Below are 23,612 nucleotides of genomic sequence, written 5' to 3' on the forward strand. Positions count from 1 at the left end.
CTCAGGGCGAGAGCTCGAATTCCTTCTTCGTCCCCGTCGTCTGAAGACCTTGCGGCGTGAGTCTGAAGACTTCCGCTTTGAAGTGGTGATTGTCCGGCCCGGAATCACGCCTCAGCGCCAGGAAACCAACGCCGCCACCTTCGCCCAGGGCACCGAAGAGCGAATGGGTGAAGTCCGTTGCCCAGGTCTTGATCGGAGCGCGACTGAGTCTGCCTTTCGCATCGAGCGGGAAGATATAGAAGAAGCGAAGTCTCGAAGCGGAGCCAGAGACCGAGCCCAGCCCATTGGCCAGGACGAGATAACGCTCATTGCCCCACTTGAGCTCGAACGCCTGGTGTTCTTGTTCGAGCCAACCTCCAAAGGGATCGTCGCGCGCCACCACGCGAAAGACTTTCGCTCCGATGGCGAAGGACTCCCGCTGCTTATCCGTGCCTTGATGGCGGACCTCATACCGGTAGGAATGGGGTCCCGCTTTGACGACCAGAGCCTGGCGCTCCTCGGGAGAGTCATAATGGAGGGATGTTCCCGCCGTGGACAGACAGGTGAGGGTCAAGCCCTCTCTGTTTATCAGCGCTTCAGTGGTCTTGCGTATCGCGGCTTCCCAGTCCGAGCTGAGTGAGCAGTCGGCCGGGTACTTGAAGTCGCTGCCCGACACCGGGTTGTCGGAAACAGCTTGCGCGGCGGCGGTGGTGTGCCAGAGGCATGTGCTCACCGTCAGCAGTACGGCAACTCCCGACCCCCGCAATGACGGACGAATCCTCTTGTGCATGGTTCCCCCTCTGTCTGGTTGTGATGCCGCCCGACTCCGAGCGCTGACTCCGACCTCTGGGGGCGACATACGGCCCAGTATAGAGGCGGACAAGAAGCGTCGGGGAGCCCCGCGGGTGGGCTACTCTTCGACGCCTCGCTGGCTTTGAAAGGTCTCACATGACACAAGATCCGCTCGTCACCACCGCCTGGCTGCAAGAGCACCTCGGGGACCCTGACGTGAAGGTCGTCGACGGCACCTGGTTCATGCCCGCCGACCAGCGCGACCCCAGACGCGAATACGCCCTGGCCCATATCCCCGGCGCGGTGTTCTTCGACATCGACGAGATCGCCGATACCGACAGCCACCTGCCGCACATGTTGCCCTCCCCCGCCAGGTTCGCCTCATGCGTCCAGGCGCTGGGGATTGGCGATGACGCGCGGATTGTCGTCTACGACGCGAAGGGCGTGCATTCGGCCGCGCGGGTGTGGTGGACCTTCCGGGTCATGGGCCACGAGAACGTGGTGGTGTTGGACGGCGGCCTGCCCAAGTGGATGTCCGAGGGACGACCCATCGAGAAGGGCGAGCCAGTTCCGCAGGAGCGCTCCTTCTTGCCGCGCTTCACCGCCGAGCTGGTGCGCGACAAGGAGCAGGTCCTGCGCGCGATCACCAGCGGCCGTGAACAACTGGTCGACGCCCGTCCCGCCAACCGCTTTACCGGCGAGGCCCCCGAGCCGCGTGCCGGACTACGGGGGGGCCACATGCCGGGCGCGCGCAGCGTCCCCTCCTCCCGAGTCATCGCACCGGATGGCACGATGCTGCCGGCCGACGAGCTGGCTCAGGTGTTCGAGTCGGCGGGCGTGGACCTCGATCGTCCCATCGTGACGACCTGCGGCTCGGGGATAACAGCGTCGATCCTGACCCTGGCCCTCGCTCGCCTCGGTCGGACGCGCGCGGCGGTCTACGACGGCTCCTGGACAGAATGGGGCGGGTTGCCCGACACGCCGATCGTCACCGGCCCGGGCTAGCTCCAGAACTGCCACCACTTCTTCTTCGGTGGTTGCGTGCGAGCCGCGTTCTCCTGACGGCTCATCGCTTCAACCTCCTCGACGCACCGCTTGCAGAGGCAGATCACCCGGCCCTCGTGATTGAACATGCTGCCGCCGTCCAGGTCGCCGCCACATTGGGCGCAGCACAGCTTGTAGCGCGCCTCGTCGAGGAGGGGCCCACGCGGGGAGATGGTGGTGATGCTACGGCCCCCGGTAAAAGCCGGTGCCGTCCTGGGCCACGCTCCAGACCTCGTCCGATGACAGCGCCTCGAGACTCGTGAAGCCCTGCCTGCCGTTGCGGACGTCCGTCCACTGCCTCCCGTCGAAGCGGACGATGTCATCCGTGTCCAGACGTCCGAGGACGGCGCCCCTCCCGAAGGACACCACGTCGAGGATGTCCGGGGAGACACCGCCGTCCACGAAGATGGGGTACCGGAGCTTCGTGGTCCACGTGCCCCCCTCACGCTCCAGCAACAGCCCCTGGTCTCCCGAGGCGTAGGCGAGGCCCGGGCTCACCACGTGCACGGACCAGAGGGCGTACTGCCCCTCCAGGGACGGCGGCAGCGGCTCCTGCAGCCACGTGCCACCATCGGGGTTGGCGTGGTAGGCGACCGGCACATTGCCCCCGGCCGACCCCACGGCGATGAGCGTCCGCGGGTCGAGCCCGTGGATGGAGCGCAGATCCGCGTCCACGTGCGCCACCCGCACCGGGTCCGCCGGGTAGTCCCAGCGGAGGATGTCCCCGGACTCGCTCACCGCGTAGAGCGTCGTGCCCCCGTCTCCCTCGAACCCCACGATGTCCTGGATGGCCGCGCCGCCCCCGTCGAAGGACGTCCGCGTGCAGGGCCCCCCGGCGGCGGTCGTCCGCGTGGCGAGCTCACCCAGCCAGGAGCCCACGAAGACACGCCCGTCGCTCGGCCGCGCCCAGGCGGTGGACCACGCCCCCTGGCAGTCGGTGAACTGCCGCACGTCGAAGCCGCCGTCGGCCTCGCGGCTGACGTAGGCGAGCACGCCACTGTTGTCGCTCACGAACCAGGCCCGGCCGCGCGCGTGAGGGGCCACGTCCCGGAGGACGACTCCGCTGAGGGTCGGTGTCAGCCTCCAGTCGATGCCGGCACAGACGGGCTCCGGGTCCACGAGGGTGTCGCAGTTGTTGTCGAGGAAATCGCAGCGCTCCTCCAGGCCGGCTGCGATGGAGGCGGAGCGGTCGTCGCAGTCCGTGCCCCCGGAGGCGGTGCTCACGTAGCCGTCCCCATCCTCGTCGCGCGCGCTCAGGTCCAGGGAGAGCTCCACGGTCCCCTTGTCGGGGACGTCCACCCGGGCCGTCGCGGTGGCCACCTCCTGTCCGTCACACGAGCGCTCGCGTGCGGAGGCCGTCACCACCACGGAGTGGCTCCAGTCGACCCTGTGGATGAAGCCCACCTCGCGGGTCCCCTTCCCCGCCAACACCGCAGGCTCCACCGGGAGCTCCAGCGTCTTCGAGGACGCCTCCGCGTCCGCGAGCCGCAGCGTGACGCAGCCCGGACGGAAGCCGTCGTAGGACAGCAGCACGCGGACCTGGCAGGGATGGTCCGCGTCGCAGCCACTCGGGCGCTCGGCCTCGAGCTCGTCGATGTCCGGCACGGTGCAGGTGATGATGCAGAGCAACCCGAGTCCCACAGCCACGGCGCGCTTCATGGAGACACCTCCGCCCGCGGCGACGGCGTCCTGTCCGCGAGGAACCAGGTGATGGCCGCCCCCGCGGCGGCGGTGACGGCCGCCCCCAGGAGGACATTGGCCGCGAGCGCCTGTCCCCGCGCGCTGTCCAGGTGCGCCTGCCGGTCGCTGTAGAAGGCGGCCGCGCGCGCGTCGCTGACGTTGCCGCGTGACTTCAGGCCGAAGTAGCCACCCACGCCGCCGAGCACCGCGCTCGCCCCCAGCAGCGCCAGTGGAAGCACCTGCGTGGAGCGAGAGGTGCGCACCTCCGCTTCCGCCCCAGCGGAGGGGACGAGCGCGGGAGCTGGCGTCTGCGCGAGCTTCGCGTCCGGCACCGCGCGCGGCGCGTCCGACGGGGGGCGAGGGTTGCGAGCCAGCTCACGCTGGACTTCACGGCGCACGTTCTCGAAGTCGCGCGCCACCTTGGGGGATACCTTTACCGGGAGGCGCGCATCGGGCCGCAGCATCAGGCCGGCGCGGAAGGCCGCCAGGGACTCCTGGCGCCGCCTCAGGTCCCCGAGCACGAGGCCCCGGTAGATGGCCACCCGGGCCCGCTCTCCATCGTCGCGCGCGAGCACGCTGGCGCCTTCGAACTCCCCGAGCGCATGCTCGTAGTCGAGGTCCTCGTAGGCACGCGCCGCCGCCGCCATGCGGCGCTCGAAGTCCGAGGCAGTAGAGGCCGACGGCTGGCTCCACGCTGGCGACGCCAGCATCAGCACGAGGCCGAGCACGATTCGCAGTTTCATGGGCGCGCAAGATACCACCTGGCTCCGGGCTGCGAGGCGTTCCGACAACATGGTGCAGTTGTCACCGATGCTGTAACGCCGCAGGGGCCAGCCACCAACGACTGAGGCTCCAGCACATCGCGTGGTATAGACGATCGCATGCTCATTCGGAGGCTCACCCTGGATGACGTGCCCGCCTGTCTCGAGCTGGCAGTGAAACGCGACTGGCCGGCGGAAGAGCTGAAGTGGCGGATGATCCTCGAGCTGGGGATCGGCTTCGGCGTGGACTCACCGGAAGGTGGGCTCGCGGGCACGGTGCTCATCACGCCCTATGGGCGCGAGGCCGCCTCGATTGGAATGATGGTGGTGTCACCCTCCCATGGGCGGCAGGGACTCGGACGGCACCTCATGGAACATGCGCTCGAGCACATCGGCCCCAGCGCCACGCTCCTGTTCGCCACGGATCAGGGCCGACCCCTCTACGAGAAGCTGGGCTTCGTCCAGGTCGGGGAAGTGGTGAAGCACATAGGGCGGCTCGCCCGACAGCCGCTGGAGCTGACCGTCCCGGACACGCAGGTGCGCGCGATGACCGGGGAGGATCTGGACGCGGTCGCCGCGCTGGACGCTGGCGCCTTCGGTGCGCCCCGGCGTCCCCTGCTCCAGGCCCTGCATCGGGTGGCATTGCGCGCGCTCGTGGCTGAGCGGAGCGGACACGTGGTGGGCTACGGCCTCGCCTGGCCCAATCACGAGGTGACCATGGTGGGTCCCCTCATCGCCGAGGACGAGTCGCTCGCCCGGAGCCTCGCGGCCGGACTGCTGCGAGGCCTCGAGGGCACCGTGCGGATAGACATTCCTCCACGGTTCACCGGACTGAGCGAGTGGGTAGCAGGGCTCGGGCTCGAGCGGCACGCCCCCTCGCCCATGATGCTGCTGCATGGGACTCAGGCCCCGGGCAAAAGGGAGTACCTCCATGCCATCGCGGCCCAGGCCCTGGGGTGACGGCTCCGACCGGTGGTGAGCTGCTCGTCGTCCTGCCGGTGCAGAGTGTGCTCAGTAGGCGGCGCAGTCGCGACGACTCCTGCGAAGTGGGATCTGACTCGTGCGAAGTAGCATGCGCTCGCCTTCGGCACTGGGGTGCATCGAGCTGATCCAGGTGACCCTTGCGGTTGGGTTACGGACCCTACGACACGAGGCGCCTTTTGCCCGCGCTGTCCAGTCTGTCCGGATTTGACAGTGCCGCCCGATAGAATAGGCGTCATCCATCGGAGGCGCTGATGATGTCCACGCTGTTGGTGCTACTGCTCCTCTCTCAGGCGGAAGGGCCCGATAACCCGCCCGATGGGGCAATGGAGCCACCGCTCCCAGCATCCTCGGCTAGACCCCTGCACCACCCGGCACGCCTGGAGGCCACCGGGTTTGCGCTGCTGCCGGGTGGCGGGACGGGCGGCGTGGAGCGCTATGTCCAACTAACCCCCATGCTGGTGCTGGACGGCGGCGAAGAGCTCGGCGTCAACCTGGGCGCTCCGGTGCGGCTGCGGCTGGGTGGCGGAACTCAGGGCGTCGGGTGGGTGCGCCGCGAGGACTGGGACAACCTCTCGGACTGGGGCCAGGTGGTGCGTGCTCTCAAGCTGGGCCGCGGCGCAGCTGGCCGAGCGGCGCGTGGAGGTGGCCGTCAGCGCGCTCGCCACCGGAGTGGGCAGGCCGGGGGCGCGCTACCTGTATTCGGGCGAGGTGCGTTGGCGCTTTGGCGGGTGACTGTACGCGGTGGGCCAAGGCGGCACGTTGCTGTTCCCGGCGCCGGACGGGGCGCTGCACCCGGGCGCCTTCGCGTCCCTGGGCCTGGGGGTGGACCATGCCCGCTGAGATGACTCGGAAGTGGGTGGCCCTGGTGCTCGGGGCCGTCGTGCTGTCCACCGGTTGCATCACAGTGACGCCACCTGCGGGACGCGGCATGCTTCTGGACCGCAACCCGAGTGCCTCCTCTGGGTTGGCGGGCGAGATGCTGGAGGGAGGGGATGTCTCCCGCGAGGAGCTGCTGCGCCGCGTGGAGCGCTTCAAGAGCGTGGCCGTGCTGCGGCCGGATGGCTACCTGGCCTGGACGCTCAACGGACGCACGCAACAGAAGGTGGGGCCGGTGGAGTGGAAGGAGGAAGCCTTCCGCGCTGGAGCCTTCGAGCTCGGGCGCTTCTACACCGTCAATGGGTGGGTCTTCCGGCTGGCGGATGTGCAACTGCGCCCCGTCATGGAAGGGCCCGGGCTGGCCGAGGTGTACGACGATGCCGACTACATCGGCCGCTCGCTGGATGGCGCGGAGGAGGCTTTCGTCGAGCTGTACCATGCCATGGGCCACCTGCTCACGCGCCCGCTGGACAGCATCGCGGCGCTGCAACACCTCCCGGCGGGAGTCGCGGCCCTCATCGCCTCTTCGCCCGAGTACCTCGAGCGTTTCCGGTACATGACTCGGGGCGAGCAGGTGAAGGCGGTCTCCAAGCTGACGACCCACCTCATCGTCACCTTTGGTGCCGTTGGGAGCACGACAAGCACGCTGCGGGGGGCCCTTGCAGGCGCGGAGGCCACCGTGCCGATGCTGTCCCTCTCGGCCGATGGGGCGCTGATGGTGGAGTGCGTCGTGGTGCCAGTGGGTAAGGCGGCTACGGTACTGCGTGGTGGACCGTGGGCGGCCGTTATCGTCCAGCAGGCAGGTGGGCCCGGCACTGGGACCTCGGAGGCACCGCAAGGGCAGATGCGCCCAGCAGCAGAGGAACTTCTTCAGCAAGCAACCCGACTGCCACCCGAGAGGCTCAACGGCTTCCGGATCTTCGGGAACAAGGGGCTTGTTGGCCAGACCTTCCAGCGTAATATCTTGCTGATCGAGGCAGAGGCCAAAGGAGCAGCATCCTTGAGACAATTGGTAGCGGCCTTTGAGGCTGAAGCGCGCGCCGCCGGCGCCACTCGCCTGAGCATTACGGGACATGCCGTGATCAATCAGGGCTTTTTGAACCCAGCAATTGCGCAGCGCTTTGGGTTCACGTTTCGGCTCATCAACAAAGACACAATTGAATTGGACAAGGAGTTGCTGCCATGACTGGTCTCAGCGCAGAGGCGAGGCGCCAGAGGCTCCTTCGGAAATTCTATCGCTCAGGGAGCGAAGGAACGTGGACTCGCCCCTTCGACGATTTCCCGGCGGAGGTGCGCACGAACCTGCTCAACATGGCTGCCGTTCGGGGCGGGGAACTCCCGGTGCTTTCGCACTTTCGAGATCCAGAACATTGGGTGCTACTCACTACTGAGCAGGTCATAACCTGGAGACCTGACGGCATCCTGCATCTTCCCTGGAGCGAGATTGAAGGCGCGACGGTGGATGCCGCTCACGTCAACGGAACCCTGGCCTCAAGCCCAGACGGAAAACTGGCCCTTAATCGACTGAAGATTCTGCTCCGAAGAGGAGAGACGGTGGAGCTAGAGCTTGAGGAAGGGGCGGCGTTCTTCGGTTTCTGGAATGCACTGAAGATGGTTGCCACGATGAACAATGCATAGCACCGGCGACCAGTGTCATTCCTGGTTGCGTCGGTGACCGAAGCTAGCTTCGAGACCGCCCCGGCGGGCTCCTACTCGGGGAACGTCACGTTCTCCAGAGTAACGGCGCGCCTGTCGGCGTCCCATAGCGTCGGGGTGTAGGCGCCCTGGGCCTGTTTCTTGGTCGCCTTGACTTCCCACCATCACGAGACCTCCGGCTGGGCCAGGGAGAATGGGCTCGGGTTTCCAGAGAGGGAGAGGAGGGCGTACTGCTCCAGCGTCAGGCCGTCTACCCACTCCATGACGATATAGAAGTAGCCGTGGTCCGGATCCGGCCAACGGTCGTAGCCACGGACGCGGACAATGTTGGGGTGCTTGAACTTCTGGAGGCTGGACACCTCCATGAGGCCCCATGCATCCAGCTCGCGGGCTTGGAAGAACTTGATGACGAAGAAGCGGCCCGCGCGCTCGGCCTTGAAGACGAGCCCCTGTCCGCCATCGCCCAGCCTCGACGTGAGGCGGTAGTCTCGTGACGAGGTCCACCGGGCGGTGCGCGAGGAGGTACGCGCCGCTCCCGCGGAGGCGCGTGGTGCTGTCCAGCCGGATACCGAATTCCTCACCGTCAAGGACGCGGCCTCCCTCGATCAGGTGAGCGCGACCACGGTGCGAGCATGGGTCCAGAGCGGGCACCTCCCCTGCCTCCGAACTGGACGGCTGTGGAGCATCCGCAAGGACCAGCTCCTCAGCTGCCTGGAGCGCGGCCCTTCCCCGGCCGACACCGCGCTTCCCCTCGAAGAGGGAGCCACCCGCCGCCTCGCGCGGCGCGCCTCTGACGCCTCCACCCAAACACCACCCGTAAGAAAGGAGCGTCCCTGATGGGGACCGTGTACCTGCGTGGCAAGACGTACTGGATGGCCTACCGGGACAGCAGCGGCACGCGCGTCCAGGAGTCGACCGGCCTCACCCGCGAGGACGAGGCGCGCGAGCTGCTCCGCATCGTCGAGCGGAAGGTGGCCGCGAGCCTCACCCACGAGGCGGCGCAGCTCGAGGGTCTCACCGTCCGCCGCTACTTCGAGCGCTGGGTCCGCGAGCGGGAAGAGCGGGGCCTAAGCAGCGCCTGGGACGACCGCACCCGCCTCGAGCGCCACGCCATACCGAGAACCTTGGTCATCTCCCGCTGACCGATGTGCGCACGCGCCATGTCCGAGACCTCATCCGCAAGCTCCGCACGAGCATCGGACCGACGAAGAAGCAGCTTGCGCCCCGCACGGTGCGGCACGTGTACGGCTTACTGCACCGGATGTTCGAGAATGCCCTCGCTGACGAGCTCATCGAGAGCAACCCGTGCGTCCTCAAGAAGGGGGACCTCCCCGAAGGTGGACAAGGATCCGGAGTGGCGCTCCACCGCAGTCTTCACCCGCGAGGAGGTGGAGGCACTGCTCTCGGATGCGCGTCTTCCGGAGGACCGGCGCGTCCTCTACCGCATTCCTTTTCCTCACCGGCATGCGCATCGGCGAGGCGGTAGTCCTGCGGTGGAACGCATGGGACGCCTCGGCCCGGCCGCTCGGGTGTCCAGGGCCTTCCACCGCAAGCAGCGGCGCGAGAAGGGAATGAAGACGGAGCGCCCCGCGAGGTGCCGGTCGACCCCGTACTCGCCTGCGTCTTTGAGGCATGGCGCCAGGAGGGATGGCAGCGCAAGCAGGGGCGATCGTCCACGGCTGACGACCTGGTCGTGCCCTCCTGGCGTGGAGAGCACCGGCGCGACCCGTCGTCGTCCACGCGCAGCTACTGGAGGACCTCGGGCTGCTTGGCATGCGAGGCCGGCAGGTCCACGACACCTGCCGCACCTTCATCAGCCTGGCACTGGCGGACGGGGCGAACCGGGACAAGCTCGACTGGGTCACGCACAGGCCGAATCGTGCTCCTCTACACGACGCTCCTCTGGGAGTCCCTCTGCACGGAAGTGGCGAAGCTGAAGGTGGATCTCCGGCATCCGTCGACGCCGCCGGCCGGATGCGCACTGCCATCGGACGAGGCCCAGTAGCTACAGTCGAGCTACAACCCAGAACGGCAAATGAAAAAGCCCCCGAGTCACTTGGACTCGGAGGCTCTTTCGGAGTGCCCAGGGCGGGATTCGAACCCAACACGGGGGGATGGAAAACCTCAAGCAGGACGCGCCTTTAACCGCCATCCCCTTGATTTTACTCGAGTTCGTCATCCCGCCCTGTCCCACCTCGTGCCACCTCATCCCCCCTGAATCCGCGCCGGCACGGCACATTGACGGCACATGGTGACGCCCCTGTGTACCGCAGAGGCTTTCGCGTCCCGCCCTGATGGATGCGGCCCTTTACGGTTCGTCCCTTATGAGTCCGGGGAATAGCGCCGGCTGCTCGCGGATGGCCCGGAGGGCCTGTCGGACAGCATCCCACACTTCATTGTCGGGCCGTTCGAAGTCGAGCGCCCCCATCACCCTTCCCTTGTGGTCCTTCGCTTTTTCCGGGTTGCGCTGGAGGACCGCCGGATGCTGGAGCGAGAAGCGGCTGAGGTCGACCTTGGGGTGCCCATCCGCATTGCAAGCGTGCGCGATGTACAGCCGTCGGTGTGTGTCGCGCCGATGCGCCGGGTCCATGCACCGCGACCACGACCCCAGGTGCTTGATGACGAGACCGGCCTCCTGCACGACTCGAAGCAGTTCCTCTCGCGTGATCGGCATGCATCCTCCTCGGGGCCCGCTCAGCCCACACATGTTCGAGAAGTACAACGGGAGTTCGCTGGTGGCGAGCCCGCCGGGGCAGCGACGAGGGCGGCGCCGATGAAAGAACGGACGCCAGCCGCCCTACCCTCCCAGGATCCGAAATCCGAGGGCACCACTGGGTATCAGATCTTGAGCTCGGGAAATTCTTCCCGGCCACACCCGGAGTCCTCATGGTCTTCCTCCCCATCATCGCCAACAACCTCGGCAAGATCGCCGCCGCGGCTGCAACCACCTTGGGCGTCGCGGGCTACGTCAACCGCGAGCGGATCAGCCGCTGGCTCGCGGATGAGTCCGACGAGCGCAACCAGGAGCGCCCCCAGGGCCCGACGAGAGTGCTCGAGACGGCCGACAAGAAGCACGCGGAGCTGCTGGACAAGCTCGCCCTGAACACCACCGCAGTGACCGAATTCAAAGGGCTGATCAAGGACGTTCACGAGGAGCTCGGCTCCATGGCGGAGAACTTCCAGGGCGAGCTGGACGCGCAACGGCGCGAGACGCGGGAGCTTCGTGAGGCCGTGGCGGACCTGGCACGAAGGCAGGACGCGGTGGAGCAATTCCTCCACGGCAAGGACAAGGGCGAGGTCTTCGCCGTGCCTGGGCGCCAGCGCACCGCCGCCGAGACCCCGCGCCGGCAGGAGGAGACGGCCAAGAAGCCCACCTCCAACAACAGGCGCAAGGGCAACAACGGGAGCACCGCGCCCGAGACGCGTGCGCCCTGACGCACGCCCCTGCCCTCTCGCAGTTGCATGCCGGTCGTGGCCCACGAGCCCCCCGGCCTTTTTTGGCCCCGAGGTGCTCTCGCGCGAGGTCAGTGGCTGCTCGGAGTGTCAGCACGCCTCCGGGCCGGGGCTGCGGAAAGGCCAGAAAGCGCGAGGGGCATGCGCTCGCCTTCTGCACCGGGAGGGCTCATCGAGCTGCTCCAGGTGACCCTTGCGGTTGGGTTACGGACCCTACGACACGAGGCGCCTTTTGCCCGCGCTGTCCAGTCTGTCCGGATTTGTCAGGGCCGCCCGATAGAATGGGCGTCATCCATCGGAGGCGCTGATGACGTCCACGCTGCTGGTGCTACTGCTCCTCTCTCAGGCGGAAGGGCCCGATAACCCGCCTGCTGGGGCAATGAAGCCACCGCTCCCAGCATCCTCGACCAGACGCCTGCACTACCTGGCGCGCCTGGAGGCCACCGGGTTTGCGCTGCTGCCGGGTGGCGGGACGGGTGGAGTGGAACGCTATGCCCAACTGACCCCCATGCTGGTGCTGGACGGCGGCGAGGAGCTCGGCGTCAACCTGGGCGCTCCGGTGCGGCTGCGGCTGGGTGGCGGAACTCCGGGCGCCGGGTTGGTGCGCCGCGAGGACTGGGACAGCCTCTCGGATTGGGGCCAGGTGGTACGTGCCCTCAAGCTGGGCTCGGATGCCTCCCCGGTGGGGCTGTGGGCGGGCGCCCTCGACAGCTACAACCTCCTTTCCGGGCACCTGGTACGGCGGTACTCCAACCGCACCAATCCGGACTACCACCCGGCTGGAGCCTTTCTCACCGGCACGCTGGGGCCCCTCTACGCGGAGGCGTTTTCCTCGGACGTGCTGGGCGCGCGCCTCATGGGCGCGGAGGTGGCGCTCGACCTGGCACACCTCTTCACGGGCCCGCAGGAGCAGCCGGGGCGCTACACGCTGGCGCTGTCCGCGGTGCACGACTGGGGGCGAGCCGGAGGCCACTCTCCCCAGGTGACGCTGGCGCACCTGGATGGAACGGCGGTGCTGGTGGTGCGCCCGGGCTACGAGATGCATGTGCTGGCGGGCTGGGGTGGGCGTCCGGGCGTGGGCGGGGCCTGGGGCGCGGTGGCCGGCGTGGGTGCGGATGCGGTGACGGCCACGTTGGACGCACGGCTGAGGCTCGAGGTGCGAGGGCAGCATGGAGGCTTTCGCCAGGGCCTCTTCGGCCCGGACTACGAGCTGGCGCGCTTCCGCGCGGCGGGCCCTTCCGGATTGCCAGTCGTGGAGGCGCCCTTTCCCGAAGGCTTCTCGGTGTACGGCGAGGCGGTGGTGGGGTGGGATGCGGTGCGACTTGGCGGGTTGCGGCAACGACACCTGCACCTCTCCCTGGCGGTGGAGGCGTTTACCTGGGGACGCGTGGACGTGGACGGGCGGCTCGCGGCGCAGCTCGCCGAGCGGCGCGTGGAGGTGGCCGTCAGCGCGCTCGCCATCGGGGTGGGCAGGCCGGGGGCGAACTACCTGTATTCGGGCGAGGTGCGTTGGCGCTTTGGCGGGTGGCTGTACGCGGTGGGCCAGGGCGGCACGTTGCTGTTCCCGGCGCCGGACGGGGCGCTGCACCCGGGCGCCTTCGCGTCCCTGGGCCTGGGGGTGGACCATGCCCGCTGAGCTGGCGCGGAAGTGGGTGGCCCTGGTTCTCGGGGCCGTCGTGCTGTCCACCGGCTGCATCACGGTGACGCCACCTGCGGGACGCAGTGCGCTCCTGGATCGCAACCCGCGTGCCTCCCCCGGGTTGGCGGGCGAGGTGCGTGATGACGCCCAGCACGCGGCCACGGGTTCGAATGCACCAGCGAGGCTGCTCCGCCGACGGGGTGAGCGCGTACAGGGCACGGAGGTGGCCATGGTGAGCCCGGCTGAAATGGCCGTGCGCGCAGTGGCTAGCGGTGCCAGGCAGGCGGACGCCTTCGAGTACCTGCTGCTGCTCGCGGGCCTCGACAACGCCAACGACGAGCCGCCGCGAGGAGTTCCCCTTACGCCCCAGGAGGCGGCCCGGGTGCTGATGGTGCTGCTGAACAAGCCCGTGACACTGGGTTCGTTCCCGCCGCGCATGGCCGCCTGCCACCTGCTGCGAGAGGTGCTGGAGGGTGGGGAGGTCTCCCGCGAGGAGCTGCTGCGCCGGGTGGAGCGCTTCAGGAGCGTGGCCGTGCTGCGACCGGACGGCTACCTCGCCTGGACACTCAGCGGACGCACGCAACAGAAGGTGGGCCCGGTGGAGTGGAAGGAGGAAGCATTCCGCGCTGGCTCCTTCGAGCTGGGCCGCTTCTACACCGTCGATGGGTGGGTCTTCCGGCTGGCGGACGCGCAACTGCGTCCCGTCATGGCTGGGCCCGGGCTGGCCGAGGTGTACGACGACGCCGACTACATCGGCCGCTCGCTGGATGGCGCGGAGGAAGCTTTCGTCGATCTGTACCATGCCATGGGCCAACTGCTCACGCGCCCGCTGGACAGCATCGCGGCGCTGCAACACCTCCCCGCGGGAATCGTGGCCCTCATCGCCTCCTCGCCCGAGTACCTCGAGCGCTTCCGGTACATGACTCGGGGCGAGCAGGTGAAGGCGGTCTCCAAGCTGACGACCAACCTCATTCTCGCCTTTGGCACAGCCGGGGGCACCACCAGCACGTTGACGCGGGCGTTGGGCGGGCTGGAGGCCACCGTGCCGGTGCTGTCCCTCTCGGCCGAGGGCTTGCTGGTGGTAGAACGCGTGGTAGTGCCCGTTGGCAAGATGGCCACGGTGCTGAGCGGCGGGCCGGGAGCAGCAATCATCCTCCAGCGGGCCAGCACGGGGACAGATGAAGCACGCTCATCTGCTAGAGACTACCCGCAGGACTATGCGTCAGCTCGAACGCAGAACCACTCAGCCAAGTTCTCATCAGAGCGGGAAGCGAGGGCCTTGGCGAGACAGAAGATCGGGAAAGATCCAGTTGAGCTCGAGCCTGGAAAGCTCCGGAGCCGAGATGGAAAGTGGCAGTATCGAGCCAAGCCGGAAGATCTCCAGGGACACAGGCCGGGTGATACACCACACGTCCACGTCGAACGCCTGGACCCCAAGACGGGTGAGGTTCTGGAGAACTGGCACTTGAGATGGTAGCGGGATAGAAAATGAACCGTTTTCTTGCTTCTGATGACGAGATCATCTTCGGACAGAGAGAAGCCGTTGTGGAGATCATGCAGGAGCGCTTCGGGGTCTGGACGCTCGAGATCTCGCTCCTCCTCCAGGGACTTGCTGAATCCCTGACGGTGCGTTCTCCCAATGGTGGGACTCTGCTTCTGTCATTACTGGCAGACAAGCGCGTAAAGCGGAGCGCCGTCTCTCGCGGCGGAACAAACAAACTGCGGTTCGATCTGTCTCGAACCCAAGCGGAGTACCTACAAACAGTGCTCTTGCGCGCCTATCGCGATGGCATGGCCGATGTAGATCATGTTCACATTGAAGGAGAACTCGCTGGAACAGCATATGACTTGACGTTCTTTTTCGGTGCGGCGCAACCGCCGATGTCCGCAGAAGAAGCCGCCAAGCGCATGCAAGACTGAGCGTAGACGACGGCACGCGAGCGCGGACGACGGCGCCGAGCGTCCGTTGTGGACGAGCGTTGGGGCGCTATTGAGAAGCTGCCCAGGCAGAAGCTCGGTCGGGTCAAGCCGTCGCGGTGGGCGGCACCTACTGGGGGAACGTCACGTTCTCCAGAGTAACGGCGCGCCTGTCGGCGTCCCACAGCGTCAGGGTGTAGGCGCCCTGGGCCTGCTTCTTGGTCGCCTCCACTTCCACCATCACGAGGCCACCGTCCGGACCCAGGAGAATGGGCTCGGGCTTCCAGAGGGGGAGTGGTTTCAGTTCCTCGCCATTGGGTCCCCGCAGCACGGCTTCCACCGGCGTCCACGGCTTCGGGCCCGGGTTGACGAGCTGCAACTCGGCCATGACCCGGCCCTTCGCGCGGTAGGACCAGGCGTTCTGCACATCCAGCGCGCTGCGGGGCTTCCTTTTGATCAGGTCAGTGATTTCCTTGACGGCAACCGCAGTCTGCTCGTCCATGAGGCCCGCGAGGCGCAAACCCCGGAGCCCCCCGGGCCCGCCGTACTCTGCCCGCATCCGCACCTTGTCTTCGTCGCACTGGCGAGCCCTGTCCTCCGCCTCCCGTGCCGCCTGCTTGTAGAACGCCACTGGGCGCGTGAGACGGATGACATCCACCTGCCGGGCGGCGAGCGCCGGGTGCATCACGAGAAGGAAGTTGGCGCTCGCCGGGGCTGCTCCATCCCGGAAGTAGATGGTGAGGTGCACGGGCTCCGCGTCGTGCATTTCCTCCGACGGAACGAGCGTGAGCCCATCGTCGCCCTCGAGTACCCGCCGGAATCGCTCGCGTCCCTCCAGTTCCACGCGCGCCAGCTTCGCGTCGAAGAAGAGGTTGGTGGACATCTCGGGGTGGATGCACAACACCGGCACCTTGGTGGCGTCCGCACCGAGCTCGACACGCAGGTCTCCCGCCGCGCAGAAGGCACGGGGAGCGAGTTCGGCATCAGGGGGGACGGCGAGCAGGGCCATGGCCAGAAGGCCAGCGGAGGACGCGAGGGGCACGGGACATCAACCTCCAGGGGGCGCGGGGTGAAACCCGGCGTCCTCCGCCTCTACCACACCTCGCCCGCCCCCCCGCCCGTAGGCGCAGCCCTCTGCTCGTCGAGCGTCCAGGCGCACTACTGGAATTGCTCGACGGCTATCACGGAGAAGTGGGAGCCCACCTTTACCTCCTTGGCACTGCTGGACTCCATGGGGAGGCCAGGCTTGCCATCCCTCACGAACTGGATGCACACGGGGTACGTGTCCCCATCGGGCGTGCGGGCCTGGGTGAAGCGCCCGTAGACACGATCCTCGCCGAAGAGAAGATTTCCGGAGAGCACCGTGCCGACGGGCAGAGTCCCAAACCGACGCGTCAGCGCAATGGAGGTGAAGCCCTCGCGCACGGGGGTGTATTGCGGCCCGCCAATGACGGGGAGCGCCGCCGTGGAGCTGTCCCACACGTCAATGTCCAGTTTCCGCTCCATGGTCTCCACGGCCTTGGAGGGGCAGTCCGCGGGCTTGGGCGTGGGGCGCACGGGGGCACCAGTGCAGCCGCCGAGCACGGCACAGCAGGCCGCGGTGACGCACTTCTCCGCGAATCGAGCACGCCTGGCCTGGGGCTGGGGCTTCTCGGGGGTATTCACGCTGAGGTCTTCCTTGCTAAGCATGGCGGTGGTGAAGACGGGCGCGGGGGTGGGAGGCAAAAACAGCACCGCGCTCCCGCCAGCTTGTGGCGAGTCCCGCGAAACCGCCAATTCCCGAGCAAGGTAGGCGTAGAAAGTCGGCTTGTTGCTGGAAGACGTAGGAGGTTCTGGTGCAACGTGGCGCTGCGCCATGCCACCAGCCTGAGAGGAGGGAGAGGCGGCAAGAACCGCCCCCGCGCTGGCCGCAGCCGCCACTGCCATCAACACCAGCACCAACGCCGCCCGGCGTAGGCCGTCCAAGGCCACGGCGCGCACGGGCAGACTGCCCACGAAGGTGGGGAAGGCCCGCGAGACTGCGAGCCTCAATAACCCTCGCCTCGGAGCGGCCTCGCGCGTGGGTCCTGCATCCTCCACCTGGGAGGCGACGACAGCCGGCGCGGGAGCCACGGAGCCCTGCACCGCCGGCAACGGCGGAGCCGGCACCTCCTCCTCGGGGAACGGCACGCCTTCCCAGGCATGGGCGGGAAATATGGCCGCAATGCGCGCCGCCAGGGCCTCGGCCACCGGCGCGGGGCTTGGAGGCGCTGCGGGCAGCACAGGCGGGCCAACAACAGGGGGACAGCGCTCCTCGTCGCCCTGCTTCTTCTGTCTGCGTATTCCGGCGAAGTGGAACACCCATTCCGGGCGAAGTGGAACACCCGTTCCGGCCATGTGGAACAGTCGGAGCGTCAGCGACGCTGGCCGGGGTTCACTTCGCCCCTTCTTGGACCGGGTCAAATTCCTTTCCGGGTCGCGCACCGAGTCGCCGGTGAGCTTGAGGCGATGGGCGTTGTGCACCAGCCGGTCGAGGATGGCATCGGCCACGGTGGCGTCGCCAATCACCGCGTGCCAGTCCTTCGTATCAAGCTGGGAGGTCACCACGGTGGCACCGGAGCCATACCTGTCCTCCAACACTTCCAGCAGTTCCTTGCGCTCGCTGGCGCCCAGGGGCTCCAGGCCGAAGTCGTCGAGAATCAGCACCTGGGCCTTGGCGAGCCTGCGCAGCAGGTGCGGGTAGGTGCCGTCGGCACGAGCCTGCGCCAGCTCGTCGAAGAGACGCGAGGCGCGGCGGTACACCACGCCGTAACCGTCGCGGCACGCCCTCTGTCCCAGCGCGCACGCCAGGAAGCTCTTGCCCACGCCGGTGGGGCCCGTCACCAGCACGTTCTGCGCCTGCGCCACCCAGCGTGAGGTGGACAGCTCCAGCACCTGGGCCTTGGTCAGCCCCGCGCCAGGCCGTAGTCGATGTCCTCCAGGCACGCCGTCTGGCGCAGCCGCGCGGTGCGCAGGCGCGAGGTGAGCTTCTTGTTCTCCCGGTGCACCCACTCGGCATCCACCAGCAGGCCCACCAGGTCCGTCGGGCCCACCTCCTTGTCGGCTGTCCGCTCCGTCCAGGTGCGTAGGTAGTGGGCCATGCCGTACAACTTCATCGCGTTGAGCTTCTCCAGCGTCTGTTCCACCAGCATCGTCTCTTCTCCTCGTTGGGGTTGTTGGGTGTTGCCGCGCCGGAGCGCGCCCGAAGGGCGCGCGCAGGCGTACTCCGAGGCACCGGGCCGCGAAGGCTGGCACCGCGGAGCTCTGTCCGCGCACCGTGGCCGGGCGCGGGAAGTGTCAGTGGTAGTAGTCGGCGCCGCGCACGTTCTCGTGCGCGGGCAGCGGGCCTTTGTCCTCGGGTGCCGACTCCATCTCCTCGAGGTGGTGCTGGAGGATGGCGGCCACGGACTTGTAACTGTAGGCGCGGTGGCGCACGGCCCTGGCGCACGCCTTCTCCACGCGTTGTGGCCCGTGGCGCTCAGCCAGACGGATGACGCCCAGGGCCGAGCGGAAGCCCTGCTCGGGGTGGGGCCGGCGCTTCATCAGCTCCTCCACCAGCGCCGCCGTGCTGGGGCCCAGCGTGGAGGCCCACGAGAGAATCCGGCTCGGCGTCCACTCCGCATGTGCGCGGTGACTCTTGGGCATGTGTTCGGCCAGCGTGGTGAAGCCTCCGCGCTGCTGGCTGCGCACGTGGCTGGCCACGCGCCGGCCGCCCAGCAACACCTCCACGCACGAGGGCGTGTAGCGCACCTCCACCTGCTGCCCCACCAGCCCGTACGGCACGCTGTAGCAGTGCCCCTCCAGCTCCACGTGGTAGTCCACGTTGACGCGCGCCTTCTTCCAGTGCGCCAGCTCGTAGGGCTTGTCCGGCAGCGGTTTGAGGGCCGCCCTCTCCACCTCCTCGAAGAGTTGCCGGCGGCTCTTGCCCAGCTTACGCATGGGCCTCGTGTTCAACTTCTCCAGCAGCTCCGCCACCGCCTCGCGCACCTCACCCAGCGAGGCGAAGCGCCGGTTGCGCAGCGCCGCCAGAATCCACCTCTCGGCCAGCAGCACCCCGTTCTCCGCCTTCGCCTTGTCCCGCGGCTTGCGCGGCCTCGCCGGCACCACCGCGAAGCCGTAGTGCCGCGCCATGTCCGCGTAGCTGGGGTTGATGTCCGGCTCGTACCGGTTGGCTCGCGTCACTGCCGCCTTCAGGTTGTCGGGCACCGCCATCTCCGGCACCCCTCCGAAGTACGCGAACGCCCTCTGGTTGCACCCCACCCACGTGCCCACGTCCTCGCTGAAGACGGGCTCCACGTACGTGTAGTTGCTCGCCCCCAGCACCGCCACGTACAGCTTCGCCACCCGCACCTCGCCGCTCACCGCGTCGTGGACTTGCAGCCCATCGCCGCTGAAGTCCATGAAGCACTTTTCCCCGGCCCGGTGCTCCTGGCGCATGGTGACGCTCACGCTCTTGGCCCATCGCGCGTAGCGCTCGCAGAACTGGCTGTACTGGTAGCCCTCCGGGTGCTCCTCCCGGTACTCCTGCCACAACAGTAACTTGGTGACGCCCTTGCGCCTGAGTTCCGCGTGCACATGCGCCCAGTCCGGCTCGGGCCGGCTCGCCACCACCTTGCCCTCATCCGCGAACAGCAGCGCCGTGAGGGCGGTGTCGTTGTCCAGTTCCGGCGGCAGCGGCCAGCTCGTCAGCTTCGCCGCCTGCGCCCGGTACAGGTAGCGGTTGACCGTGCCCACGCCGATTCCCAGGCTCCGGGCAATCTCCCGCACCGACAGCTTCAGCTCCAACCTCTGCCTCAACAACTCTCTCAGCTTGCGCATGGACAGCCTCTCTGCCGCCATCAACACCTCCTTGAGGGGAGGTCAGAGGCGGCGGCTCGTCCAGCACCGTCAACGCTCCACTGGGTTTCCCATCCTGCCACCTACTTCCAGAGTGCGTTCCACTTGCCCCGGAATCGGTGTTCCACATGGCCGGAATGGGCGTTCCACATGCTCCGGAATCAGTGTTCCACTTGCCCCGGAATCGGTGTTCCACATGGTCCGGTGCACGCATTCTGTCCGCGTCGCGGCGGTGCGAAGCACCTGCGCACCACGAGCTCCTCCTCGTCCCAGGGCACCTGCGCTGGAATCTCGTCCGCCATCGCCTCTTCTGGCGCGTCCGGGTTGCCCAGTGGCACGTCCCAGCTCGCATCGCCCTGGGCCGCGGCCAACGCCGACTCGAGCGCCGCGCACAGCGCCGCCATGTCCGGGAAGCGCACGGCGGGCTCCTTCTCCAACATGCGCATGCACACGTCGGACAGAGCCTTGGGCACCCGAGGATTGAACTCGTGCGGAGCCGGAGGAGTCGTGCTGAGAATCGCCTTCACCATGAGAGGGTTGCGCCGGGTGCCAAAGGGCAGCCGGTTGGTGAGGAGCCAGTAGAAGGTGACGCCCAGGGCCCACAGCTCGTCGGACACCTGGGACTTGTAGTTCACCGGATCGCCCGCGTGCTCCCCGAGGAAGCGCCACGCCTCGGGGCTCACGTACTCCTGCGTTCCGGGTGGAAGCACGCTGGAGCCGGGCACCGGGGTGGCGTCGGCCACGGCGCCTATGCCGAAGTCCACCAGCACGGGCTCCGCGTTGCGCGAGCGAATGATGATGTTGTCGCGCTTGATGTCACGGTGAAGGACATTCTTGCGATGCACCGCCCCGAGGGTGCGGGCCAGTGTCAGCATGAGGCCCGCGCACCGGCGGGCACACGGGTTTTCCGTGAGGGCGTACTGCTCCAGCGTCAGGCCGTCCACCCATTCCATGACGATGTAGAAGTAACCGTGGTCCGGATCCGGCCAGCGGTCGTAGCCACGGACGCGGACGATGTTGGGGTGCTTGAACTTCTGGAGGATGGACACCTCCATGAGGCCCCATGCGTCCAGCTCGCGGGCGCGGAAGAACTTGATGACGAAGAAGCGGCCCGCGCGCTCGGCCTTGAAGACGAGCCCCTGTCCGCCATCGCCCAGCCTCGACGTGAGGCGGTAGTCACCAACAATGTCCCCGGACTCGGGCTGCTTGAACGGCGGGAGTTGCATGGAATGAGTCGACCTCCGGAGTTGGAGGCTAGTGGAGTGTCCGCGAAGTTTTTGGACATAGTCACAAGAGGCGGCGATCCACCCACTCGTGCATCTTGGAGCGAGTCCACGACCAGGTGAACGGGTGGGCGTAGAGGCGGTTGTATTCGGGCCAGCTGGCGTCGAGGTGCTCGATGAGCTCGTCACGGTTGGCCCAGCTTCCCCGCTGCAGGTAGTGCGCTGCGAAGGCGCGCAGCAGCAATTCGGCTTGGTTGAGCCAGGAGGCGTGAGCGGGCGTGAAGAGCACCCGGACATGAGGGTAGTTGCTGTACAGGAAGTCGAGAGTCTCCCGGGCGACGTGGCTGGAACCTCCATCCCAGATGAGGTGGATGCGGTGCGCGTCGCTGTGGTCCCCAAGCAGTTGGGGGAGCACTGCTCGCAGGCAAGCGCCGTCGTTGCGCTCCAGGCACCAGCCCCGCATCTGGCCGGTATGCACCACCAACTTCACCAGGAAGTTCACCGTGCCGTGCCGTGTGTACTCGAACTCTTGTTTCTCGATGAGCCCAGGCCTCGTCGAGCGCGAGGGATGGTTACGCTCCAGCACCTGGATGTTGGGCTTCTCGTCCAGGCACAAAACCACCTCACCTCGTGCGGCCAGCCTCTGGGCCTGCTCGTAACACCAGAGAATCTGCGCGGCCTGGTGGCGGAAGGCGTCATCAGGAGTCGGTGTCTTCCAGTACCGGGAGCGATGCGGTTGCAGGGCGGCATCCCGAAGGATGACAGCTACCGTGGAGTGTGAAATGGCGGGGGCGATACCCTTCAGGCGAGCAGCACGCGCCAGACTACGCGTGGACCAGTGGGTCATGTGCAGCCCTACTCCAGCCGGCTCACTGCACGCCAGGCGCTCTACCTCGACTCGCTGGAGGGGGGGAAAGCTCCCGCGGTCGCCCGGGGCGGTAGGAGTCCTTCACTACATCCACGCCGAGAGCTTCGAAGCGACGACACAGTGCCCAGATGGTCCTGCGGTCCTGGCCGAGTCGGTCGGCCAACTCCGAGACGATGGTGGCTGGGTCAGCCATCTCCAGCAGGATGCGCGCCCGCCGGGCGATGCGTTGCTCGGTACGTCCGTCTCGCACCAGTTGCTCGAGGTACGTCACCTCTTCGGGCGAGAGGTGGATGAGTCGTGGGGGGCGTCTCCTCATCCACCGGAGTTATTCAGCCCCCCGCGACTATGTCCAAAAACTTCGCGGACACTCCACTAGCACGACTCGGCTCTCAGGTTGCGCTTCTCGGATCGCACCTGGCGCGTGCCCGTGTCCGCGCGGAGCACAGGCGCTGCCTCACGTACAGCAGGCCAGAGCCAGGGCGGCGCACACCAGAACCCCTCCAAAGTCCGGGTGCAGCTCAGCCCCTGGCTCCAGCCCAATCTCGTTGCGTCTGCTCACTCGTCGTCGGTCGCGTTCTCCAACACCTTCAACGCACGAATCAGCCGCTTCACCTTCGCGGGGCTCCACCCGCGCAGCATGCTCACGAGTTGCAGCAGCTCCGGCGACAGGTTGCCCTCGGGGGCGGGTGCATCGACGGAGGCGGCCACATCGGCGGGGCTCAACGCGAGCAGCGCGTCCGCGGAGATGCCGAGGGTGCGCGCAAGTTTCCGAAGAGTTGGGACGGCTGGCATCATTCCGCCGCGTTCAATGCGGCCATAAACATTGGCGGCGATTCCGGCCTGGCGTGCTACCTGGGCCTGGGTGAGCCCCAGCCGCTCGCGAGCCGCTCGGGCCACTTCTCCCAGGGATTGCTGGAGCTGTTCGGGCTGTAGCTGTTCGAGTTCCATGGGTCGCATCTACCAACGTCCTCCGAGCGTCATGCCGCATGCCGGATGGTGAGGGTCCCTCATCGGTCCAGCTTCAGGTGGGCCGTAGTCAGCAGCGCGCATGCTGCGTCGGGGGCGTGGGCTGTTGGGAAATGCTTGAGCTCGTCGAGAGCATGGCCTGGGCCACGCCCCGCAGCGCTCTGAGTTGGCGAGGTTTCATCCGGCGTGCCGTGCGGAGGAATTCGTGGACAGCCGGCCTCTCCTTCGGAGGCGGTGAAGTGAACCATGCGGGCGGCGTTGGCGAAGAGAACCCCAGCAGTGTATTCGCATCCACGTCCAGCGCTCGGCACAGCCGCTGCACCGTGGGCAGACTGGGCATCATCTCACCGCGCTCGATGCGGCCGTAAACAGCCGTGGCCAGTTCGGCGCTCTGGGCGACCTGGGCCTGAGAGAAGCCCTTTTCCAGGCGGGCCGTCCGAGCCGCATTCCCGAGGTACTTCTTCAACGCCGCGTCCATATCCATCAGCCATACCCTCAAGAAGCGCGTTTCGTCTTGTGCGAGGCCCGTGCGCCCGAGGAGGGCAGCAGCACGCGGGCCACGTGGCTGAGCGCGGTGAGTTGGCGCGGCTTCAGCTTGCGCACCGTGCGAAGAAGGAGGCGCACCGCGGGCGGTTCATCTTCACCGGGAACCTCAAGGGTGAGCCAGGCGGGAGGCGTCGAGGACGAGAAACCCAGCAGCGGGTTGGCGTCCACGGCCAGCGCGCGGCACAGCCGCATGAGCGTGGGGAGGCTCGGGAGCATGTTTCCGCGCTCCAAGCGTCCGTACACCTCCGTCGCCACGCCAATGCGCTCAGCCGCTTCCTCCTGCGTCAGCCCCGCGCGTGTGCGCGCCTCGCGTGCCATCGCTCCGAGGTGAAGGGCCAGCTTCGCTTGTGTCTTATGTACCTGGGCCATGGTGC

Annotated in this window: 24 protein-coding genes and 2 pseudogenes; 11 read left to right on the forward strand and 15 right to left on the reverse strand. The window is 67.4% G+C overall.

What is annotated here, in order from left to right:
- Window position 1: 1 nt before the first annotated feature.
- Window positions 2-769, reverse strand: coding sequence for a hypothetical protein (locus F0U60_RS35555; protein WP_395806502.1), 768 nt, complete (start codon window positions 767-769; stop codon window positions 2-4).
- A 158-nt stretch (window positions 770-927) separates the two neighbouring features.
- On the opposite strand from F0U60_RS35555, the gene sseA reads away from it, so the two are divergent.
- The gene (gene sseA / locus F0U60_RS35560) at window positions 928-1,776 is read left to right on the forward strand and encodes a 3-mercaptopyruvate sulfurtransferase (protein WP_395806503.1); all 849 of its coding nucleotides are present in this window, start codon (window positions 928-930) and stop codon (window positions 1,774-1,776) included.
- Here the strand turns inward: sseA and F0U60_RS35565 are convergent.
- The 3 genes from F0U60_RS35565 to F0U60_RS35575 all read right to left on the reverse strand — a co-directional run bounded on the left by F0U60_RS35565 (window position 1,773) and on the right by F0U60_RS35575 (window position 4,238).
- Entirely contained in the window at window positions 1,773-1,904 is a 132-nt protein-coding gene (locus F0U60_RS35565; RefSeq protein WP_395806504.1) for a hypothetical protein, read from the reverse strand. The two genes, sseA and F0U60_RS35565, sit on opposite strands and share 4 nt — an antisense overlap.
- A gap of 94 nt (window positions 1,905-1,998) precedes the next feature.
- Window positions 1,999-3,474 carry a MopE-related protein gene (locus F0U60_RS35570; RefSeq protein ID WP_395806505.1) on the reverse strand — a complete coding sequence of 492 codons (1,476 nt, stop codon included), beginning with the start codon at window positions 3,472-3,474 and terminating at the stop codon, window positions 1,999-2,001.
- Window positions 3,471-4,238, reverse strand: a complete 768-nt coding sequence (locus tag F0U60_RS35575; protein ID WP_395806506.1) for a hypothetical protein — start codon at window positions 4,236-4,238, stop codon at window positions 3,471-3,473. Before F0U60_RS35575 ends, F0U60_RS35570 begins: the two co-directional genes overlap by 4 nt.
- 138 nt (window positions 4,239-4,376) lie before the next feature.
- Between F0U60_RS35575 and F0U60_RS35580 the strand changes: the two genes are divergently transcribed.
- The 4 genes and pseudogenes from F0U60_RS35580 (at window position 4,377) to F0U60_RS35595 (ending at window position 7,754) form a co-directional block, all read left to right on the forward strand.
- Window positions 4,377-5,216, forward strand: coding sequence for a GNAT family N-acetyltransferase (locus F0U60_RS35580; RefSeq protein ID WP_395806507.1), 840 nt, complete (start codon window positions 4,377-4,379; stop codon window positions 5,214-5,216).
- A gap of 642 nt (window positions 5,217-5,858) precedes the next feature.
- Window positions 5,859-6,080 (forward strand): annotated as a pseudogene (locus tag F0U60_RS35585) (hypothetical protein); the annotation flags it as partial.
- Window positions 6,070-7,302, forward strand: coding sequence for a hypothetical protein (locus F0U60_RS35590; RefSeq protein ID WP_395806508.1), 1,233 nt, complete (start codon window positions 6,070-6,072; stop codon window positions 7,300-7,302). The pseudogene F0U60_RS35585 and the gene F0U60_RS35590, both read left to right, overlap by 11 nt.
- Window positions 7,299-7,754 carry a hypothetical protein gene (locus F0U60_RS35595; protein WP_395806509.1) on the forward strand — a complete coding sequence of 152 codons (456 nt, stop codon included), beginning with the start codon at window positions 7,299-7,301 and terminating at the stop codon, window positions 7,752-7,754. Before F0U60_RS35590 ends, F0U60_RS35595 begins: the two co-directional genes overlap by 4 nt.
- 182 nt (window positions 7,755-7,936) lie before the next feature.
- Here the strand turns inward: F0U60_RS35595 and F0U60_RS35600 are convergent, their stop codons facing one another.
- Complete coding sequence (locus F0U60_RS35600; protein ID WP_395825605.1) at window positions 7,937-8,353, reverse strand: hypothetical protein; 417 nt, start codon at window positions 8,351-8,353, stop codon at window positions 7,937-7,939.
- A 43-nt stretch (window positions 8,354-8,396) separates the two neighbouring features.
- Here F0U60_RS35600 and F0U60_RS35605 point away from each other — a divergent pair, with 43 nt between their 5' ends.
- Entirely contained in the window at window positions 8,397-8,609 is a 213-nt protein-coding gene (locus F0U60_RS35605; RefSeq protein ID WP_395806510.1) for a hypothetical protein, read from the forward strand.
- Window positions 8,609-8,914 (forward strand): hypothetical protein, encoded by a 306-nt coding sequence (locus tag F0U60_RS35610; RefSeq protein WP_395806511.1) that lies wholly within the window; start codon window positions 8,609-8,611, stop codon window positions 8,912-8,914. The genes F0U60_RS35605 and F0U60_RS35610 overlap by 1 nt, the downstream gene beginning before the upstream one ends.
- 1,166 nt (window positions 8,915-10,080) lie before the next feature.
- Here the strand turns inward: F0U60_RS35610 and F0U60_RS35615 are convergent.
- On the reverse strand, window positions 10,081-10,446 hold the full coding sequence (locus F0U60_RS35615) for a hypothetical protein (protein WP_395806512.1): 366 nt from the start codon (window positions 10,444-10,446) through the stop codon (window positions 10,081-10,083).
- 212 nt (window positions 10,447-10,658) lie between these two features.
- On the opposite strand from F0U60_RS35615, the gene F0U60_RS35620 reads away from it, so the two are divergent.
- From F0U60_RS35620 to F0U60_RS35635, 4 genes are all read left to right on the forward strand, one after another.
- The gene (locus F0U60_RS35620; RefSeq protein ID WP_395806513.1) at window positions 10,659-11,207 is read left to right on the forward strand and encodes a hypothetical protein; all 549 of its coding nucleotides are present in this window, start codon (window positions 10,659-10,661) and stop codon (window positions 11,205-11,207) included.
- Between the two features lie 397 nt (window positions 11,208-11,604).
- Window positions 11,605-12,861, forward strand: a complete 1,257-nt coding sequence (locus tag F0U60_RS35625; protein ID WP_395825608.1) for a hypothetical protein — start codon at window positions 11,605-11,607, stop codon at window positions 12,859-12,861.
- Window positions 12,851-14,341 carry a hypothetical protein gene (locus F0U60_RS35630; protein ID WP_395806514.1) on the forward strand — a complete coding sequence of 497 codons (1,491 nt, stop codon included), beginning with the start codon at window positions 12,851-12,853 and terminating at the stop codon, window positions 14,339-14,341. The genes F0U60_RS35625 and F0U60_RS35630 overlap by 11 nt, the downstream gene beginning before the upstream one ends.
- Window positions 14,342-14,352: 11 nt before the next feature.
- Entirely contained in the window at window positions 14,353-14,784 is a 432-nt protein-coding gene (locus tag F0U60_RS35635) for a hypothetical protein (protein ID WP_395806515.1), read from the forward strand.
- Window positions 14,785-14,911: 127 nt separating this feature from the next.
- Here F0U60_RS35635 and F0U60_RS35640 read toward each other — a convergent pair whose 3' ends face one another.
- The 9 genes and pseudogenes from F0U60_RS35640 to F0U60_RS35680 all read right to left on the reverse strand — a co-directional run bounded on the left by F0U60_RS35640 (window position 14,912) and on the right by F0U60_RS35680 (window position 23,607).
- Window positions 14,912-15,823, reverse strand: coding sequence for a DUF2381 family protein (locus F0U60_RS35640; protein WP_395806516.1), 912 nt, complete (start codon window positions 15,821-15,823; stop codon window positions 14,912-14,914).
- Between the two features lie 116 nt (window positions 15,824-15,939).
- Window positions 15,940-17,951, reverse strand: a pseudogene (gene istB, locus F0U60_RS35645) (IS21-like element helper ATPase IstB).
- Window positions 17,952-18,096: 145 nt separating this feature from the next.
- Window positions 18,097-19,617, reverse strand: a complete 1,521-nt coding sequence (gene istA / locus F0U60_RS35650) for an IS21 family transposase (protein ID WP_395825442.1) — start codon at window positions 19,615-19,617, stop codon at window positions 18,097-18,099.
- A gap of 179 nt (window positions 19,618-19,796) precedes the next feature.
- The gene (locus F0U60_RS35655; protein ID WP_395806517.1) at window positions 19,797-20,861 is read right to left on the reverse strand and encodes a serine/threonine protein kinase; all 1,065 of its coding nucleotides are present in this window, start codon (window positions 20,859-20,861) and stop codon (window positions 19,797-19,799) included.
- Window positions 20,862-20,922: 61 nt separating this feature from the next.
- Complete coding sequence (locus F0U60_RS35660; RefSeq protein WP_395805450.1) at window positions 20,923-21,705, reverse strand: IS630 family transposase; 783 nt, start codon at window positions 21,703-21,705, stop codon at window positions 20,923-20,925.
- Between the two features lie 22 nt (window positions 21,706-21,727).
- Complete coding sequence (locus F0U60_RS35665; RefSeq protein ID WP_395805451.1) at window positions 21,728-22,042, reverse strand: helix-turn-helix domain-containing protein; 315 nt, start codon at window positions 22,040-22,042, stop codon at window positions 21,728-21,730.
- 239 nt (window positions 22,043-22,281) lie between these two features.
- A complete protein-coding gene (locus F0U60_RS35670) occupies window positions 22,282-22,674 on the reverse strand; it encodes a helix-turn-helix domain-containing protein (protein ID WP_395806518.1) in 393 nt (130 codons plus the stop codon).
- A gap of 88 nt (window positions 22,675-22,762) precedes the next feature.
- Window positions 22,763-23,176, reverse strand: coding sequence for a helix-turn-helix domain-containing protein (locus tag F0U60_RS35675; protein ID WP_395806519.1), 414 nt, complete (start codon window positions 23,174-23,176; stop codon window positions 22,763-22,765).
- Window positions 23,177-23,187: 11 nt separating this feature from the next.
- Window positions 23,188-23,607, reverse strand: a complete 420-nt coding sequence (locus F0U60_RS35680; RefSeq protein ID WP_395806520.1) for a helix-turn-helix domain-containing protein — start codon at window positions 23,605-23,607, stop codon at window positions 23,188-23,190.
- Window positions 23,608-23,612: the final 5 nt, after the last annotated feature.

Source organism: Archangium minus (genome assembly GCF_044360475.1).
In the GTDB taxonomy this organism is placed as follows: Bacteria; Myxococcota; Myxococcia; order Myxococcales; family Myxococcaceae; genus Archangium; species Archangium minus.

What these genes read in the sequence shown, in the direction of transcription:
- F0U60_RS35625 (WP_395825608.1), top strand. Translation starts at nt 11,605, where the DNA reads ATGAAGCCACCGCTCCCAGCATCCTCGACCAGACGCCTGCACTACCTG.
- F0U60_RS35590 (WP_395806508.1), top strand. Translation starts at nt 6,070, where the DNA reads ATGCCCGCTGAGATGACTCGGAAGTGGGTGGCCCTGGTGCTCGGGGCC.
- F0U60_RS35580 (WP_395806507.1), top strand. Translation starts at nt 4,377, where the DNA reads ATGCTCATTCGGAGGCTCACCCTGGATGACGTGCCCGCCTGTCTCGAG.
- F0U60_RS35565 (WP_395806504.1), bottom strand. Translation starts at nt 1,904, where the DNA reads ATGTTCAATCACGAGGGCCGGGTGATCTGCCTCTGCAAGCGGTGCGTC.
- F0U60_RS35630 (WP_395806514.1), top strand. Translation starts at nt 12,851, where the DNA reads ATGCCCGCTGAGCTGGCGCGGAAGTGGGTGGCCCTGGTTCTCGGGGCC.
- sseA (WP_395806503.1), top strand. Translation starts at nt 928, where the DNA reads ATGACACAAGATCCGCTCGTCACCACCGCCTGGCTGCAAGAGCACCTC.
- F0U60_RS35675 (WP_395806519.1), bottom strand. Translation starts at nt 23,176, where the DNA reads ATGGATATGGACGCGGCGTTGAAGAAGTACCTCGGGAATGCGGCTCGG.
- F0U60_RS35660 (WP_395805450.1), bottom strand. Translation starts at nt 21,705, where the DNA reads ATGACCCACTGGTCCACGCGTAGTCTGGCGCGTGCTGCTCGCCTGAAG.
- istA (WP_395825442.1), bottom strand. Translation starts at nt 19,617, where the DNA reads ATGCGCAAGCTGAGAGAGTTGTTGAGGCAGAGGTTGGAGCTGAAGCTG.
- F0U60_RS35555 (WP_395806502.1), bottom strand. Translation starts at nt 769, where the DNA reads ATGCACAAGAGGATTCGTCCGTCATTGCGGGGGTCGGGAGTTGCCGTA.
- F0U60_RS35610 (WP_395806511.1), top strand. Translation starts at nt 8,609, where the DNA reads ATGGGGACCGTGTACCTGCGTGGCAAGACGTACTGGATGGCCTACCGG.
- F0U60_RS35680 (WP_395806520.1), bottom strand. Translation starts at nt 23,607, where the DNA reads ATGGCCCAGGTACATAAGACACAAGCGAAGCTGGCCCTTCACCTCGGA.
- F0U60_RS35575 (WP_395806506.1), bottom strand. Translation starts at nt 4,238, where the DNA reads ATGAAACTGCGAATCGTGCTCGGCCTCGTGCTGATGCTGGCGTCGCCA.
- F0U60_RS35635 (WP_395806515.1), top strand. Translation starts at nt 14,353, where the DNA reads ATGAACCGTTTTCTTGCTTCTGATGACGAGATCATCTTCGGACAGAGA.
- F0U60_RS35615 (WP_395806512.1), bottom strand. Translation starts at nt 10,446, where the DNA reads ATGCCGATCACGCGAGAGGAACTGCTTCGAGTCGTGCAGGAGGCCGGT.
- F0U60_RS35595 (WP_395806509.1), top strand. Translation starts at nt 7,299, where the DNA reads ATGACTGGTCTCAGCGCAGAGGCGAGGCGCCAGAGGCTCCTTCGGAAA.
- F0U60_RS35570 (WP_395806505.1), bottom strand. Translation starts at nt 3,474, where the DNA reads ATGAAGCGCGCCGTGGCTGTGGGACTCGGGTTGCTCTGCATCATCACC.
- F0U60_RS35670 (WP_395806518.1), bottom strand. Translation starts at nt 22,674, where the DNA reads ATGGAACTCGAACAGCTACAGCCCGAACAGCTCCAGCAATCCCTGGGA.
- F0U60_RS35655 (WP_395806517.1), bottom strand. Translation starts at nt 20,861, where the DNA reads ATGCAACTCCCGCCGTTCAAGCAGCCCGAGTCCGGGGACATTGTTGGT.
- F0U60_RS35665 (WP_395805451.1), bottom strand. Translation starts at nt 22,042, where the DNA reads ATGAGGAGACGCCCCCCACGACTCATCCACCTCTCGCCCGAAGAGGTG.
- F0U60_RS35620 (WP_395806513.1), top strand. Translation starts at nt 10,659, where the DNA reads ATGGTCTTCCTCCCCATCATCGCCAACAACCTCGGCAAGATCGCCGCC.